Raw genomic sequence first — 14,232 nt, forward strand, 5'->3', positions numbered from 1 at the left:
TCATGCCGGGTCCAGTTCGACCAGCGGCTGGTCGTACTCCACCGGCTGGCCGTCCTCGACGAGGACCGCGACCACCCGGCCGGCACGGTCGGCGGTCACCTCGTTCATCAGCTTCATCGCCTCGACGATGGCGACCGGCTGGCCCGGGCGGACCAGGTCACCCACCGCGACGAACGGCCTCGCGCCGGGCTCCGGCGAGCGGTAGAAGGTGCCGACGATCGGCGCCCGCACCACGGCGCGCCCGGGCACCGACGGCCGGATCAGGGCCGCCGGTGGGCCGGGTGCCGGCGCGACCGGCAGCGCCGCCGCCTGAACCGGAGCAGGGAGTACGTCCGGTCGGGTCGCCTCTTCGGGGTGCCACTCGATTTCGAGCACCGCCGGCCCGCTGCGCAGCCGGACCCGGCGCACCGGGCCGGCCAGCTCGGCGATCAGGTGCTGTGCCTGCCGGCGCAGCCCGGCCAGTGCCTCCTCGCCGCCCACCTCGGTGTCGTCGGGCGCCTCGACGGTCGACACCGCCCCGTCGCCGGCGGTCACCGGACACCTGCCCGGTTGACGCCACGGGTCGTCCCGAACCGTCGGAAGCGCTGCCGACGGAGGCGGACCAGCATGGCGGGCGGCACGTCCAGCAGCGGCAGCAGGTTGGCCAGCAGGGCGGCCCGCAACCGGTGGGCGGTCTCCGCCGGGTCGTCGTGCGCGGCGCCCGACGGCTCCGGCACGACCTCGTCGACCACGCCGAGCCGGCACAGGTCGGGCGCGGTCAGTCGCAGCGCGCGAGCGGCCTGCGGCGCCGCGGACCGGTCCGGCCAGAGGATGGCCGCGCAGCCCTCAGGGCTGATCACCGAGTAGACGGCGTTCTCCAGCATCAGCACCCGGTCGGCGACCGCCAACGCCAGGGCGCCACCACTGCCGCCCTCTCCCGTGATGACCGCCAGCACGGGGGTGGGCAGCATGGTGAGGGTCAGGATGTTCTCCGCGATGGCCGCTGCCTGGCCCTGCTCCTCGGCGCTCACGCCGGGGTCGGCACCGGGGGTGTCCACGAGGGTCACCACGGGCAGGCCGAGCCGGGCGGCCAGGCGCATCAGCCGCAACGCCTTGCGGTGCCCGGCCGGGCTGGCCATGCCGAAGTTGCGGGCGACCAGTTCGGCGGTGGTGTGCCCCTTCTGGTGGCCGATGACCATGACGTGCCGGCCGGCCAGCCGGGCCACACCGCCCACGATGGCCGGGCAGTCCCCGCCGAGGCGGTCACCGTGCAGTTCCACGAACCCGTCGAAGACCGAGTCGAGGTAGTCCAGTGTGGTCGGTCGAGCGGGGTGACGCGCCATCCGGACGGTGTCCCAGGCGTCGCGTACCGCCGGCGTCTGGCCCGCCCCCGGAGTGGGTGACGGCGCCACGGCCGCCGCCGGGCCCGCTGGCCGCGCCAGGGCCGCATCGTCGTCGGCGAGGCGCTCGCGGCGCGACGCCGGCTCCTGCCGGGGTACGGGCGGGTGGCCGGCGCGGGCCGCACGGCCGGCGCGGGTCGCGGCCAGCAGCGCCACCAGCCGCCCGCGCAGCGACCGACGCTGCACCACCATGTCGACCTGTCCGTGCCGGAGCAGGAAGTCGGCGGTCTGGAAACCCTCCGGCAGCGCCCGACCGGTGACCTGACGGATCACCCGGGGGCCGGCGAAGCCCATCCGCGCGCCGCTCTCGGCGAGCACCAGGTCGGTGTTGGTGGCGAACGACGCGGCCACCCCACCGTAGGTCGGATCGGTGAGGACGCTCACGGTGAGCAGACCCGCTTCCCGCAGCGCGGCGATGGCCTGGCTGACGGTGGCCATCTGCATCAACGACAGCGCGCCCTCCTGCATCCGCGCCCCGCCCGAGGCGGTGACCAGGACGAGCGGGATGCGGTCGTCCAGCGCCCGCTCGGCGGTCCGGGTGATCAGCTCACCCACCGCGCAGCCCAGGCTGCCACCGAGGAAACGGAAGTCCATCACGGCCAGGGCGACCGGGTGCCCGCCGATGGTGGCCGTGGCACAGACGACCGCCTCGGCCAGGCCGGTGCTGGCCCGCGCGGCGGTGAGCCGGTGCGGGTACGGCAGCACGTCGACGAAGTCGATCGGGTCCGCCTCCGGCAGCAGGTCGGACAGGGGGCGCAACGATCCCGGGTCGACGAGTTGGCGCAGCCGTTCCGGTGCGCCGAGTCGGGCGTGCTCCCCGCACTCCGGGCAGACGTCCAGGTTGCGGCGCAACCGTTTGCGGTAGAGCAGGCTCGCGCAGCCGGCGCAGCGGGACCAGAGCTGTTCCTCGCGGCGCGCGATGGCCGTCACGACCGCCGTCCGGGGTCCGGGGCGTCGAAGCGGTAGAAGCACTGCGCCATGGCGTCGCGCGGCGAACGCCAGGTCGGCAGGTACGGCGAGACGTACGGGCGCAGGCGGTCGCTGACCCGGATGAACTCGGGGTGGCCACGGGCGGACTCCACCGCGCCCTCCGCCGGCTGCTCGGTTTCGAGCAGGTGCACGTAGAGGTCGTGCAGGCGGTACAGCGAACGGTGCCGGACGCCGACCAGGCGCGGCAGCTCCGTAGCGTCCGACTCGGCGAAGATCTCGGCGACCCGCTCCTCGGCGGTCGGATCCACCTTCGCGACGATCAGCGATCGGTCCATACTGGGCCTCCCCCCACGGCGTCCGGCCGGCGACGGGTCGCCCCCGGACGCGCTGGACGACTGCCCACACGATGCGGCAATCCTCGTCACGGCGGCGTCACCGTGAAGGGATGATCAGCTACGCATGACGGTGACGCTGCGTTGACGCAACCTGTGTATCAGCTATGCGTCGAGCGCGCCCGGGACGACGGATCGATCAGATGTTTGCCCAGTTCAGAACCGATCTCAGGTTGACTGTCGCGAATAGAAGGCCCACGCCGGCGTTGACTCACCGTGACCGCTATTGATAATCTTCACGGTGGTCAGCCCGGCGGCCTCAGCGGGCGGGGCCGCGCCCGGCCCCGCCGTCAGCGGTGAGGTCGACAGTGGCGTCACGGGCAACCGATCCGGGACACAGCAGACAGTCGGGACATGCGTCCCGCAGGGGGTGCCGCCGTGGCCGCTGATCCGTCCGTGCCGACCGCCGGAGAACCGCCCGAGGAGGGCGTCTCACTCCACCTGCTCGGCGGCTTCCGCCTGCTGCGCGACGCCGTACCGGTCGTGGTGCCGCGCGGGCTGCAACGGGTGATCGCGCTGATCGGGCTGCGCCCCGGCGCCACCCGCAGCCAGCTCGCGGGGCTGCTCTGGCCCGACGCCTCCGAGGAACGCGCGCTGTCCTCCCTGCGCACGGCGCTGTGGCGACTCCGTCAGGACCCGTGCTGCCCGATGACCATGGCCAGCGACACCGTACGACTCGGCACGGCGGTCCGGCTCGACGTGGACGACCTGGTCGGCACCGCGGCCCGGGTCCGCGACGGCGACGACCCCCGCACCGCCGCCGGGGCGCTCGCCGCCGGACGACACGACCTGCTCCCCGGATGGTACGACGACTGGGTGTTGCTGGACCGGGAGAGACTGCGCCAACTGCGCCTGCACATGCTGGAACAGGTCGCCGGGCACCACCTGACCGCAGGGCGACACGGCGAGGCCCTCGAAGCCGCGCTGGAGGCGATGGCCGCCGAACCGTTACGCGAGACACCGCACCGGCTGGTCGTCCGCATCCACCTCGCCGAGGGCAACGCCTTCGAAGCCGTCCACGCCTTCTACGTCTACCGGGACCTGCTGCGCAGGGAGTTGCGCCTGGAGCCGAGCCCGGCGATGTGCGCCCTGCTCGACGACACGCTCGCCCCGATCCGCCAGGCCAGCCGGGACGCCGTCACCGATCGCCCGTCACCGGCCGGCCGACGTACGTGACGGTGACGTGACAGGCGCTGCGGCACGGTGGGCGCACAGAGCACGTGGCGCCGGTCCGAGGGTCGGGAAGCCACCGGCGGAAGGGGTCCCATGAGTCGTCTACTGATCGTCAGCCGGATCATCCCGGGCGCGGAGGGGCGGGTCGCCCAGATCTTCGCCGAATCCGACGCCACCGAACTGCCCGGTCTGACCGGCGTCACGCACCGATCCCTGTACTGCCTGCACGACCTGTGCGTACACCTGCTGGAGACCTCGGACGTCGACCCGGACGCCCTCGCGGCGGCCCGCAACCACCCGCTCTTCCAGCAGGTCAACGAGCGGCTCTCCGCGCACACCTCGCCGTACCTGCCAACCTGGCGCTCCCCCCGCGACGCCATCGCCAGCTGCTTCTACCGGTGGGACGCCACCGACGCGCCCGCCGCGCGCCCGACCAGCGCAGACGCGCCCGCAGCACGCCCAGCCAGCACCGACGCGCCCGCAGCGCGCCCAGCCAGCACCGACGCGCCCGCAGCGCGCCCAGCCAGCGCCGGCGCTCCCGCAGCGCGCCCGGCCAGCACCGACACACCTGCCGCGCACCCGGCTGGCTGAGATGTCCGCCGCCCCACCACACGTACTGATCATCGGCGCCGGCACCGGCGGACTCTGCCTGGCGCACGGCCTGCGCCGGGCCGGGATCACCGTCGCCGTCTACGAACGGCACCGCGACCGCACCGACGGGCTGCTCGGTTACCGCGTCGGCATCGGCCCGACCGGTAGCCGGGCACTGCGCGAGTGCCTGCCGCCGGAACTGTTCGCCACCTTCCTGGCCACCTGCGCGCGGCCACCGCACTACTTCAACGTGGTCACCCAGGGGCTGCGCCAGACCGCGTCGTTCGCGCTACGGCCCAGCGCCGACCCGGTGCACACCGAACACTCGGTGGCCCGGATGGTGCTGCGCCACGTGCTGCTGACCGGCCTGGACGACGTGGTGCACTTCGACAAGACCTTCACCCGGTACGAGCAGCGCGACGACGGCACGGTCACCGCGTACTTCGCCGACGGCACCAGCGCCACCGGCGACCTGCTGGTCGGGGCGGACGGCACACACTCGGCGGTACGCCGGCAGTACCTGCCGCACGCCGTCACCCGCGACGCCGGCACCATCAACATCGCCACCCGCATCCCACTGACCGCACACACCCGCGACCTCGTCCCGGAACGCGTCCGCCAGGGCATCTCACTGATCTTCGGCATCGGCGGGATAATGGGCGTGCTGCACGTCATGGACTTCAAGTGGGACGCCGAACGGGCGATCAAGCCCGGCGTCAGCGACGCGGACGCCGCCCTGCTGCGGCAGTGGCCCGGCCTGTCCGACGACACCACCACCGACAACATCAACCTCATCATCTGGAGTGCCGCCCGCCGGTTCCCCGCCGACGTGATGGAACGACGAGGCGAGGACCTCGTACGGGTCGCCCTGGAACTCACCACCAACTGGCACCCGAACCTGCGGGAGCTGCTCACCCGCGCGGACCCGGCCAGCGTCCTCCCGATCAACGTGTCGACGTCCGAACCGGTGCCTCCCTGGAAGAGCAGCACCGTCACCATGCTCGGGGACGCCATCCACACCATGACCCCCGGTCGCGGTGTCGGCGCGAACACCGCCCTGCGCGACGCCCGCCTGCTCTGCGAGCAGCTCACCCGGGCCACCACCGGAGACAAGACGCTGCTCCAGGCGGTGGCGGACTACGAGGCCGCCATGGCGCCGTACGGCTTCGCGCGGGTCGCCGAATCGTTGAACCGCAGCGGCACCAGCGGCGACGACCGGATGTACCGGCCGGTGGTGGGCCGGCTCGCGCTGCTCGGGGCACGCGGCTACTTCGGAGTGACCAGCCGGGTGCCGCGACTGCGCCGCCGGTTCGTCGACGACTTCCACACCTACGAGGGCGATCAGGACTGACCCGGGCAACAGCCCGTCGACCCGGGTTCGGCGTTCCGCGCCGGGCCCGGGTCTCGTCGTGTCCGTGCTGATCTCGTCGAGTCGCTGGCTCTCGTCGAGCCTGGCTTTTGTGCTGCTTGAGGCGACGCTGTGTCACTCGGCGGGCACCGGCTGATGTGGCCGCCCGATGCACAACGCCCCTGGCCGATCCTGTCTCTCGCCCGCAATACGCGTGTGCGAAGCTGCGGCGAGTTTTTCTCGTGACTTATCCAACGAGCTGAGAGGGAGGTTCGCCGTGGCGTGGTCTATCGGACACTCGCTGATAGTGGTACTGGCACTGTTGCTGGGACTGGCCGCCGGATGGTTGCTGCGCGGCCGGCGGGGCGTGCAAGGCAACTCGATTGTGGAAGGTGACCCCGTCGCCGGCCTGGCCGTGATCTCCACGCCGACGCCGGCGGCCACCACCGACGAGGTCCAGCCCGCGGCCGCCGTCGACCCGGCCCCGACCGCCGTCGCGGACGAGCCGGTGCCGGTGGACACGGTCAGCGCGCCAGCCGCGGTGACCGCTGCGGACGGTCCCACCCCGGTTCCCGTCCCGACGGAAGCCCCGAGCACTATCGACCCGGCCGATATGGCGCTGACCGAGCCCCCGCCGCCCGTACCGGCCGCCGAGCAGCCCGACCCGGCCGAGCTGCGGTCGGAGCCCGTTGTGGAGTCGACCCCCGAACCGGTCGAGGTCGATGAGCAGCCCGCCCCGGCGGGCGTGATCGCCCCTCGTCGGCCCGCGGACGACCTCCCGTCCGTTGACAGCACGCCGCTCGACAGCACCCCGGCCGACGAGCCGCTCCCGGTCACCCCGGCCGACGATGCGGTCGCGACCACCCCGGCCGACGATGCGGTCACGACCACCCCGGCCGACGATGCGGTCGCGACCACCCCGGCCGACGATGCCGAGACCCGGGCCACGGTGGCCGATCCGGCGGAGGCACCGGTGACCACCGACGCGGTGGACGTGGACCCGGTGGACGCTCACCGGGTGGACGCGGAGCCGGCCGACGCGGACGCGGTGCACACCAACGCCGTGCACACCAACGCCGTGCACACCAACGCCGTGAGCACCGACGCTGACGCTGACGCTGAGTCGGTACGGGCGCCGGTGGCCACGCCTCCGGTCCGGCCGGCCGTGAGCGCGACCCCTCCGGTCCGTTCGACCGCCGACACCGCGATCAGCACCTACGAGGGCGACCCGACGGGCCCGGCCGACGACTTCCGCCGCATCCAGGGGATCGGCCCGAAGATGGCGGCGGCGTTGCAGGACGCCGGCGTGCGCACGTACGGCCAGCTCGGCGATTTGGACGAGCCGGCACTGCGCGATCTCATCCGTGCCGCCGGTCTGCGCGCCGCGCCCGGGCTGGCCAGCTGGCCGCAGCAGGCCCGTGTGCTCGCCGGAGCTGGTGAGGAGATGGCCGCGGTGCTGCCGGGCAGCAACCAGGCCTGACGCCCGAGACCGAGCCCTCGGCCCACCGTCCAACGCGACGGTAGGCCGGGGGCTCGTCCGTGCGGGTCGGAACACCGCAGGGCCGCACGCCGAACCGACGGACAAGGCGCACGGTGAGCGACTCGCCTTGCAGGAAACCGCGCCATCCGACCGACCCGGACACCCCGACTTACAGGAACCCGAGTCGATCAGCCCCGGTTGGGGGAAGGGCCGGCGAATTCGGGGCCGTGCCGTCGACCGATCGTTACCGTCCGGGGAGGTGGACCGGACGGGTCCGTCGAGTCGACCGGTTCCGCAGGAGAATCCCGTGAACCTCGCCGCGCCGGAGCCCGGGTCACCTGGGCCCCGCCGCCCTCCGGTGCGTGATCCGGCGGCCCCGCGCCGGGTGACACTTCTCGAACTCTTCTTCGACCTTGTGTACGTGGTCGCGTTGGCCCTCATCTCCCGCGGACTGGTCGACCAGCTCGACTGGCACCGGGCAGGTCAGGCACTGATCATGCTGGCCGCCGTCTGGTGGACCTGGGTGATCACCACCCTGGTCACCGACCTGTACAACCCGGAACGCACCGAGATCAAGCTGCTGATCAGCGCCGTGATGTTCGGCGCGCTGCTGATGACCACGGCGATCCCGGAGGCGTTCAAGGACCGCGGGCTCGTCTTCGCCGGCACCTACGTGGCGATCCACCTGGGGCGCGGGCTGTTCCTGATGCCGGCGGTACGCCGAGAACCGCAGACCCAGCGTCGGGCGGTACGCATCTTCATCTGGTTCGCGGTGTCCGCGATCCCGTGGATCATCGGCGGGTTCGTCAGCGACGACGCCCGGCTGGTGTGCTGGGCTATCGCGCTCGCCATCGACTACATCGGTTTCCGCCTCGCGTACCCGGTGCCCGGGCTCGGGATGGTGCCGGAACCCCAGCGCAACGTGACGGCGGAGCACCTCTCCGAGCGCTACCAGCAGTTCTTCATCATCGCCCTCGGCGACGCGATCCTGATTATCGGCACCATGTTCAGCGCGCAGCACAGCGAGACGGAGAACATCGGCGCGTTCGCCGTGGCGTTCCTGACCACCCTGCTGCTCTGGCGAATCTACGTGCACAAGTCCGGTCAGCTCCTACCGATGGCCATCAAGGGATCGGCGTCGCCGAGCAAGTTCCTGTTCACCGCGCCGTACACCCATCTGTTGATGGTCGCCGGGGTGGTGACCACGGCCTCCGGGTTCCACCTCGTGCTGCTCGAACCGAGCGGCCGGACGCCACCGGCCTGGGCGGCGGTGATCCTCGGCGGTCCGGCACTCTTCCTGACCGGACGGGCCTCCTTCGAGTACGAGGTGTTCAGCCGGGTGTCGTGGTCCCGCCCCGGCGGGGTGCTGGCGCTGCTCACCATCGCGCCCGCCGTGCTGTACCTGCCACCGGTGTTCGCCTCCCTCGGCGCCCTCCTGGTGCTGGCCGGCGTGGCGTACGCGGACTTCCGACGCAGTTACGGCAAGCCGCCGGAGGCTCCCAGCCCACCACACTGAAGCAGCCCACCGCACTGAACCGGCCCACCGCGGCGTCGGCGGGTCAGCGGGCCGTCCCGGCCAGCAGGAGGCCGGCGTCCGGCACGTACGGCTCGACGCCCAGACCGGTCAGCAGTTGGTGCACCGTGGCGGTGGCCGCGGTGAGCACCGGGCGGCCGAGGCGGGCCTCCACCTGCGGCACCGCCGCCAACGACGGCAGCTGCACGCAGGCGGAGAGAACCACCGCGTCCACGTCGGTCACGTCCAGCCGGTCGGCCAGTTCGACCAGGCGGGACGTGGGGATGCGTCCCACCGCCACGTTGTCCGGCTCGCTCAGGCTCAACGCGTCGGTCACCTGCACGCCGTGCGCGGCAAGGTAGGCGGCGACGGTCGCGGTCAACGGCGGCAGGTACGGCGCGATCAGGGCCACCCGGCGGGCACCCAACGCCCGCAGCCCGGTGACCAACGCGCCCGCGCTGGTCACCACCGGCATGTCGTGCCCGGCACGACCGGCCGCGCGGCCCAACCGCCGCTCGGCCCGCTCGTGCGCCCCGGCGCCCTCGCACATCACCGCCACCAGGCAGGCGTACGCGAGGACGTCGCAGCGGGCGTCGGCCAGCTCGGCGGCGCACCGGACGGCGGAGCGGTTCATCCGGGCCAGTTCGTCGAGGGTCACCTGGCGCAGCCGTACGCGGCTGGAGTGCGTGGTGAAGCGGACCGTCGGGTCGACAATCTCGCGTCGGCGCAGCATCGCCGGGATCTCGGTCTCCATGGTGGTGTTCGAACTGGGCACCACCAGGCCGACCCGGTATTCGCTCACACCAGCGCCCCGGCGTACCCCCGGACCTGCAACCGCTGCCGGGCGGTGCCGCCGAGGCGCACCTGCAGGCCGAGCGGCGCGGCCGCGCGGCGGACGTCGTCGAGGTGCAGCGACCCGTGCCGGTCCACGGTGAGCACGGGCGGCTCCTCCAGCTCACCCTCCGGCGCGTGGAAGGAGAGCAGGGTGACCGAGGTGGTGAGGTAGCCCGGGTACGCCGCGCGGGCCGCCGCCTCGTCCCGGTGCAGGAGCACCACCAGGTCGTCGAGGTGGGCGAAGTCGGCGGCGAGGCCCCCGGCCTTCCAGTGCGCCGGTTCCTCGGCCGTGCCGGTGAGATGGCGGGACCGGTTCGCCGAGGTGATGTAGAGGTGGTCCGACCCGGTCTCGGCGAGCGCCCGCTCGAAGAAGGCGTTGGACGGGCAGGTCAGGCCCGGGGCGATCACCTGGGTGGTTCGTACTCCCTGGTCGACCTGGACGAGGTGCTCGGGGAGCCGTTCCGCCGCCGGGCCCCGGAAGCCGAACGGCCCGGCGCCGTAGAGGGCGTCCATCAACGCCCGCACCCGACCGACCGGCAACCGGGGCGAGATCCGGGTCCAGTCGAACATTCCCGGGATCCGTCCGATCGCGGTGGTGATGCTGCCGACCTGGTGGACCGGACGCCCCTTGGCGAGGTTGACCCGGCCGACGGTGTCCGCGTCGGGACGCGTGACGATGACGTAGAAGTTGGCGAACGCCGCCGCGACGACCGCGCCGCCAGCCAGCGCGCGGGCCGCGACCGCGACGTCCTCGGGGCGGTCGATGTACAGGGGCGGTGACGGGGCGTCCATGAGTCCTCCTCGGCGGGGCGCTGAGGCAGTTCTACGTCCACCGCCCCGTACGACGGCGAGGTCGGTCGGCGATCCGATAGCCGATTCGCGTGACCCGGTGCGGGCGGCTGATGCGCGGGCGGTACTCAACGGCGGACGGCATCGGCCGGACGGCCGATCCCCCGGGGGTCGTGGCGGGCAACCGTTAGCCGCGTGACCCGATTGGGTACAACGCCTGCACCTCAGATCCACCACATTCCCCCAGGAGGCAGCGATGCGCGGCACCTCGATACTCGGAGTCATCGTCGTGATCTGGTTGGTGATCGGCGCAATCGCCGGTGGCCAGCGAGGCTATTACAGCGGCGACGACACTAACTGCGCCGAGGCCGGCACCATCCTGGTCACCATCGTGGCCGGGCCCTTGAACTACATCGGCGCCAACCCCAAGGTCGACTGCAAGCTGCCCGAACCCTCGAAGTAGGTCGAACGCACTCCGGCCCGTGCCCCCTGACCGGGGGCACGGGCCGGCGCATGTCGCCGAGGAGCACTCAGGCGTGGTAGACGACCAGGGCGCATCGGCCGTTGCCGTCATCGGGGTGGGCGAAGCCCAGGCACACCCAGACCTCCGTCCAGCGGTATTGGGTGCCGCCGTTGGACTCCCACTTCAGGGTGGTGGCCGCGGAGGTGGCAGTGTCGTCGACGCCGATCGCACCGGTGTACTGCGTCGACCAGTAGACGTACGCGCGGGCGGCGTACCCGTCGGCCTTCCGGTCCCGGACGTAGCTGTAGTCGTACCAGTCGAGCCAGGCGTGGCCGGTGCCGTCGATACAGATGGCCGCCGCCGCAGTGGCTCCCGGACCCCCGGTCGGGCTGGTGACGGTGGCTTCGCCGCGCTTGCAGGTGGTTGCCGCCTGGGCTGGTGATGCGGCGGCGAGGGCTGCGCCGCCCCCGAGGGTGGCCGCCGCGAGCACGGCGGCGGCACGACGGAACAGTCTGTTGGTCATCCTGCACTCCCCTGTTGGCTCTGCCGCGACCAGGACGGCCGCCGACGTTGATCACGCCTAACCTTGTCTGGCGGCCGGGTCATGTTCGTGGGCGACGTCAGACCCTGTCGGCCCTCCGTCGCGCGGCCCTGCCGGACGAGAAAAAGTCTGTGGCCCGACGGTGACCGTCGGAAGGGGTGGTGCCTGTTCCGAACAGGCGATCGGATGTTCGACCTGCTTACGAATCCGTTCGGAGATGTTCGAGGCCATCGCTGTCATCGCGCGGTGGGACGCCGGGCTCGTTCGCGCCCGCTGCGCCGCCGGGTTTCGGCCGTTGGCGGCCCCAGGCTGCCAGCGGCTCGAGTGCCTCGTTGAGGCGTGTGCCGTCCTCGGTCAGCGAATACTCGACGTGCGGCGGCACCTCGTCGTAGGAGACGCGGCGCACAACGCCGTCCGCTTCCATTTCCCGAAGGTGGGAGGTCAGCACCTTCTCGGTGATCCCCGGAAGCAGTCGACGCAGCTCGCCGAAGCGGCGGTGGGGGTGCTCGTGGAGCGCCCAGAGGATCAGCACCTTCCACTTGCCACCGATCACCTCCATCGCCGTGTCGATCCCGCAGATGTGTCCGTCCGGTGCGCCCGGCCGGTTCAGCGTCGCCATGCCCCACCCCTCCTGACGTGCTTCCTCACCCCGGGGTAACCACCCACTCCCAAGTGCGTACTTGATCACTTGCGGAACTGTGGCCAGCCTAATCGGCATGGCACAGAACACTCTCGAGAAGACCTCCGTCACAATGCTGGGACTCGGCGCGATGGGCGCCGCGCTGGCGCGTACCTGGCTCGCCGCCGGCCATCCGCTCACCGTCTGGAACCGCACCCCGGCCCGCGCCGCCGCTCTCGCCGCCGAGGGTGCGAGGGTCGCGGACAGCGCCGCCGAGGCGGTCGCGGCGAACACCCTGGTCGTCGTCTGCCTGTTGGACGACACCTCGGTCGGCAAGGTGGTGGCCGGCGCAGACCTGGCCGACAAGGACCTGGTCAACCTCACCACCAGCACCCCCGACCAGGCCCGCGCCCGCGCCGAGTGGGCCCGGGAGCGTGGTGCCCGCTACCTCGACGGCGGGATCATGGCCGTCCCTCCGATGATCGGCACCCCGGAGGCTGGCGGCTACGTCTTCTACAGCGGCTCGCGGACGGTGTTCGAGCGGCACCAGGACACCCTGGGTGTACCAGCCGGCACGACCTACGTCGGCGAGGATGCGGGCTTCGCGGCACTGCACGACGTGGCTCTGCTCAGCGCCATGTACGGGATGTTCGCCGGAGTCGCGCACGCCTTCGCTCTGGTCCGCAGGGAGGACATCGACCCCGCAGCGCTCGCCCCGTTGCTCGCCGACTGGCTCGTCGCGATGGTCCCGGCGGTGCACCAGACCGCCGACCAGCTGCGCAGCGGTGACTACACCAGGGATGTCGTCTCCACTCTCGCCATGCAGGTGGCCGGCACCCCGACCCTCCTGAGCACCGCCGAGGGACAGGGTGTCAGCACCGAGTTGCTCAGCCCCTACCTCGACCTGATGCGCCGGCGCCTGGCCGAGGGCGGTGGCGAGGAGAACCTGACTGGCGTGATCGACCTACTGGTGCGCTGACCGGTCCCTCGCCACCTGGAGAAGTGGCCCGCGCCGGTGGCGGCCTTCGGCTAGGAATGGTCACCACACCCCGCAAGCCGTCCTAGGAGGCTGGTTTGCAGGCCTGGGCGGCGTTTGTCGACGTCGAGGGCGGGAAGCCGACCCGGCGTCGACCGGCGGACGGAATTCGGAGCGTGCCATGCAGATCGGCTACAAGCTGGCCTCGGAGGGCTACGGCCCCCAGGAGATCATCCGGCAGGCTGTCATGGCCGAGCAGGCCGGTTTCGACTTCGTCGAGATGAGCGACCACTTCCACCCCTGGCTCGACACGCAGGGCCACTCGTCGTTCACCTGGAGCGTGCTCGGCGCCATCGCGGCCAGGACCAGCACGCTACGGCTGGCCACCGGCGTCACCTGCCCGACCGTGCGCTACCACCCGGCGATCATCGCGCAGGCCGCGGCGACCATGGCACTGGTCTCCGACGGGCGGTTCACCCTCGGGGTGGGCGCCGGCGAGCGACTCAACGAGCACGTCGTCGGCCAGGGCTTCCCCAGCGTGCGGGGCCGACACGAACGGCTACGCGAGGCACTGGAAATCATCCGGCTGCTCTGGCAGGGCGGATACCAGTCGTACGAGGGCCGGCACCTGCAACTGGAGGACGCCCGGATCTTCGATCTGCCGGACACCCCACCGGTGATCGCGGTCGCGGCCAGCGGCGAGGCGTCGGCCCGGCTGGCCGCCGAACTCGGCGACGGGTTGTTCGCCACCGAGCCGGAGGCGTCCATCGTCGAGCACTACCGACGCGCGAACGGGTCGGGCCCACGCTACGCCGAGGTTCCGCTGGCCTGGGCCACCGACGAGCAGCAGGCGGTGCAGGCGGTGTTGCAGACCAGCCGGTGGATGGTCACCGGCTGGAAGGTGATGAGCGAACTGCCGAACCCGGTCAACTTCGACGCGGCCAGCGCGTACGTCGAGGAGAAGCACATCCGCCAACTCTTCGCCATCGGCCCCGACCCGGAGCCGCACGTCGCCAAGGTCCGGTCGTACGTCGAAGCCGGCTTCGACCACATCGTGCTGCAGAACGCCGGCCCCGACCCGGACGGCTTCCTCGACTTCTTCGCCGGCGACCTCGCCGGCCGTCTCCGGGCGATGAGCTGACGGCCGCCGCACCTGACACCACGGCCGCTCCGAGCGCCGCACGGCCCGAGCGGGACGCACCGA

Annotated in this window: 14 protein-coding genes and 1 pseudogene; 8 read left to right on the forward strand and 7 right to left on the reverse strand. The window is 72.0% G+C overall.

What is annotated here, in order from left to right:
- The 3 genes from accB to GA0070619_RS13365 are packed head-to-tail and all read right to left on the reverse strand — an operon-like array spanning position 1 to position 2,644.
- On the reverse strand, positions 1–534 hold the full coding sequence (gene accB / locus GA0070619_RS13355) for an acetyl-CoA carboxylase biotin carboxyl carrier protein (RefSeq protein WP_088948358.1): 534 nt from the start codon (positions 532–534) through the stop codon (positions 1–3).
- Positions 531–2,309 (reverse strand): acetyl-CoA carboxylase carboxyltransferase subunit alpha, encoded by a 1,779-nt coding sequence (locus GA0070619_RS13360; protein WP_088948359.1) that lies wholly within the window; start codon positions 2,307–2,309, stop codon positions 531–533. The genes accB and GA0070619_RS13360 overlap by 4 nt, the downstream gene beginning before the upstream one ends.
- Positions 2,306–2,644 (reverse strand): TcmI family type II polyketide cyclase, encoded by a 339-nt coding sequence (locus GA0070619_RS13365; RefSeq protein WP_088948360.1) that lies wholly within the window; start codon positions 2,642–2,644, stop codon positions 2,306–2,308. Before GA0070619_RS13365 ends, GA0070619_RS13360 begins: the two co-directional genes overlap by 4 nt.
- 435 nt (positions 2,645–3,079) lie before the next feature.
- Here GA0070619_RS13365 and GA0070619_RS13370 point away from each other — a divergent pair, with 435 nt between their 5' ends.
- The 5 genes and pseudogenes from GA0070619_RS13370 (at position 3,080) to GA0070619_RS13390 (ending at position 8,809) form a co-directional block, all read left to right on the forward strand.
- Positions 3,080–3,877 carry an AfsR/SARP family transcriptional regulator gene (locus GA0070619_RS13370; RefSeq protein WP_088951777.1) on the forward strand — a complete coding sequence of 266 codons (798 nt, stop codon included), beginning with the start codon at positions 3,080–3,082 and terminating at the stop codon, positions 3,875–3,877.
- Positions 3,878–3,967: 90 nt separating this feature from the next.
- A pseudogene (locus GA0070619_RS13375) lies at positions 3,968–4,297 on the forward strand (TcmI family type II polyketide cyclase); the annotation flags it as partial.
- 169 nt (positions 4,298–4,466) lie between these two features.
- Positions 4,467–5,816 (forward strand): FAD-dependent oxidoreductase, encoded by a 1,350-nt coding sequence (locus tag GA0070619_RS13380; RefSeq protein WP_088948361.1) that lies wholly within the window; start codon positions 4,467–4,469, stop codon positions 5,814–5,816.
- Between the two features lie 304 nt (positions 5,817–6,120).
- Positions 6,121–7,293, forward strand: coding sequence for a hypothetical protein (locus tag GA0070619_RS32365; protein WP_231927403.1), 1,173 nt, complete (start codon positions 6,121–6,123; stop codon positions 7,291–7,293).
- A gap of 307 nt (positions 7,294–7,600) precedes the next feature.
- Positions 7,601–8,809, forward strand: a complete 1,209-nt coding sequence (locus GA0070619_RS13390; protein WP_088948362.1) for a low temperature requirement protein A — start codon at positions 7,601–7,603, stop codon at positions 8,807–8,809.
- A gap of 43 nt (positions 8,810–8,852) precedes the next feature.
- Here the strand turns inward: GA0070619_RS13390 and GA0070619_RS13395 are convergent, their stop codons facing one another.
- Together GA0070619_RS13395 and GA0070619_RS13400 are read right to left on the reverse strand one after the other, a co-directional pair.
- Complete coding sequence (locus tag GA0070619_RS13395) at positions 8,853–9,608, reverse strand: maleate cis-trans isomerase family protein (protein WP_088948363.1); 756 nt, start codon at positions 9,606–9,608, stop codon at positions 8,853–8,855.
- Positions 9,605–10,432 carry a hypothetical protein gene (locus tag GA0070619_RS13400; protein WP_088948364.1) on the reverse strand — a complete coding sequence of 276 codons (828 nt, stop codon included), beginning with the start codon at positions 10,430–10,432 and terminating at the stop codon, positions 9,605–9,607. The genes GA0070619_RS13395 and GA0070619_RS13400 overlap by 4 nt, the downstream gene beginning before the upstream one ends.
- A 253-nt stretch (positions 10,433–10,685) precedes the next feature.
- Here GA0070619_RS13400 and GA0070619_RS13405 point away from each other — a divergent pair, with 253 nt between their 5' ends.
- Positions 10,686–10,892, forward strand: a complete 207-nt coding sequence (locus tag GA0070619_RS13405) for a hypothetical protein (RefSeq protein WP_007460667.1) — start codon at positions 10,686–10,688, stop codon at positions 10,890–10,892.
- A 67-nt stretch (positions 10,893–10,959) separates the two neighbouring features.
- Here GA0070619_RS13405 and GA0070619_RS13410 read toward each other — a convergent pair whose 3' ends face one another.
- The gene (locus tag GA0070619_RS13410) at positions 10,960–11,415 is read right to left on the reverse strand and encodes a hypothetical protein (RefSeq protein ID WP_088948365.1); all 456 of its coding nucleotides are present in this window, start codon (positions 11,413–11,415) and stop codon (positions 10,960–10,962) included.
- Between the two features lie 217 nt (positions 11,416–11,632).
- A complete protein-coding gene (locus tag GA0070619_RS13415) occupies positions 11,633–12,052 on the reverse strand; it encodes a winged helix-turn-helix transcriptional regulator (protein WP_231927404.1) in 420 nt (139 codons plus the stop codon).
- 97 nt (positions 12,053–12,149) lie between these two features.
- Here GA0070619_RS13415 and GA0070619_RS13420 point away from each other — a divergent pair, with 97 nt between their 5' ends.
- Together GA0070619_RS13420 and GA0070619_RS13425 are read left to right on the forward strand one after the other, a co-directional pair.
- Positions 12,150–13,031: an NAD(P)-dependent oxidoreductase gene (locus tag GA0070619_RS13420; RefSeq protein WP_088948366.1), complete on the forward strand. Its 882-nt coding sequence runs from the start codon at positions 12,150–12,152 to the stop codon at positions 13,029–13,031.
- Between the two features lie 178 nt (positions 13,032–13,209).
- On the forward strand, positions 13,210–14,169 hold the full coding sequence (locus tag GA0070619_RS13425) for a TIGR03557 family F420-dependent LLM class oxidoreductase (protein WP_088948367.1): 960 nt from the start codon (positions 13,210–13,212) through the stop codon (positions 14,167–14,169).
- Positions 14,170–14,232: the final 63 nt, after the last annotated feature.

This window comes from Micromonospora zamorensis (genome assembly GCF_900090275.1).
Taxonomy (GTDB): Bacteria; Actinomycetota; Actinomycetes; order Mycobacteriales; family Micromonosporaceae; genus Micromonospora; species Micromonospora zamorensis.

Bases quoted from the DNA above. Each gene is read 5' to 3' on its own strand.
- GA0070619_RS13365 (WP_088948360.1), bottom strand. From the start codon at position 2,644: ATGGACCGATCGCTGATCGTCGCGAAGGTGGATCCGACCGCCGAGGAG.
- GA0070619_RS13380 (WP_088948361.1), top strand. From the start codon at position 4,467: ATGTCCGCCGCCCCACCACACGTACTGATCATCGGCGCCGGCACCGGC.
- GA0070619_RS13400 (WP_088948364.1), bottom strand. From the start codon at position 10,432: ATGGACGCCCCGTCACCGCCCCTGTACATCGACCGCCCCGAGGACGTC.
- GA0070619_RS13405 (WP_007460667.1), top strand. From the start codon at position 10,686: ATGCGCGGCACCTCGATACTCGGAGTCATCGTCGTGATCTGGTTGGTG.
- GA0070619_RS13410 (WP_088948365.1), bottom strand. From the start codon at position 11,415: ATGACCAACAGACTGTTCCGTCGTGCCGCCGCCGTGCTCGCGGCGGCC.
- GA0070619_RS13415 (WP_231927404.1), bottom strand. From the start codon at position 12,052: ATGGCGACGCTGAACCGGCCGGGCGCACCGGACGGACACATCTGCGGG.
- GA0070619_RS13420 (WP_088948366.1), top strand. From the start codon at position 12,150: ATGGCACAGAACACTCTCGAGAAGACCTCCGTCACAATGCTGGGACTC.
- GA0070619_RS13425 (WP_088948367.1), top strand. From the start codon at position 13,210: ATGCAGATCGGCTACAAGCTGGCCTCGGAGGGCTACGGCCCCCAGGAG.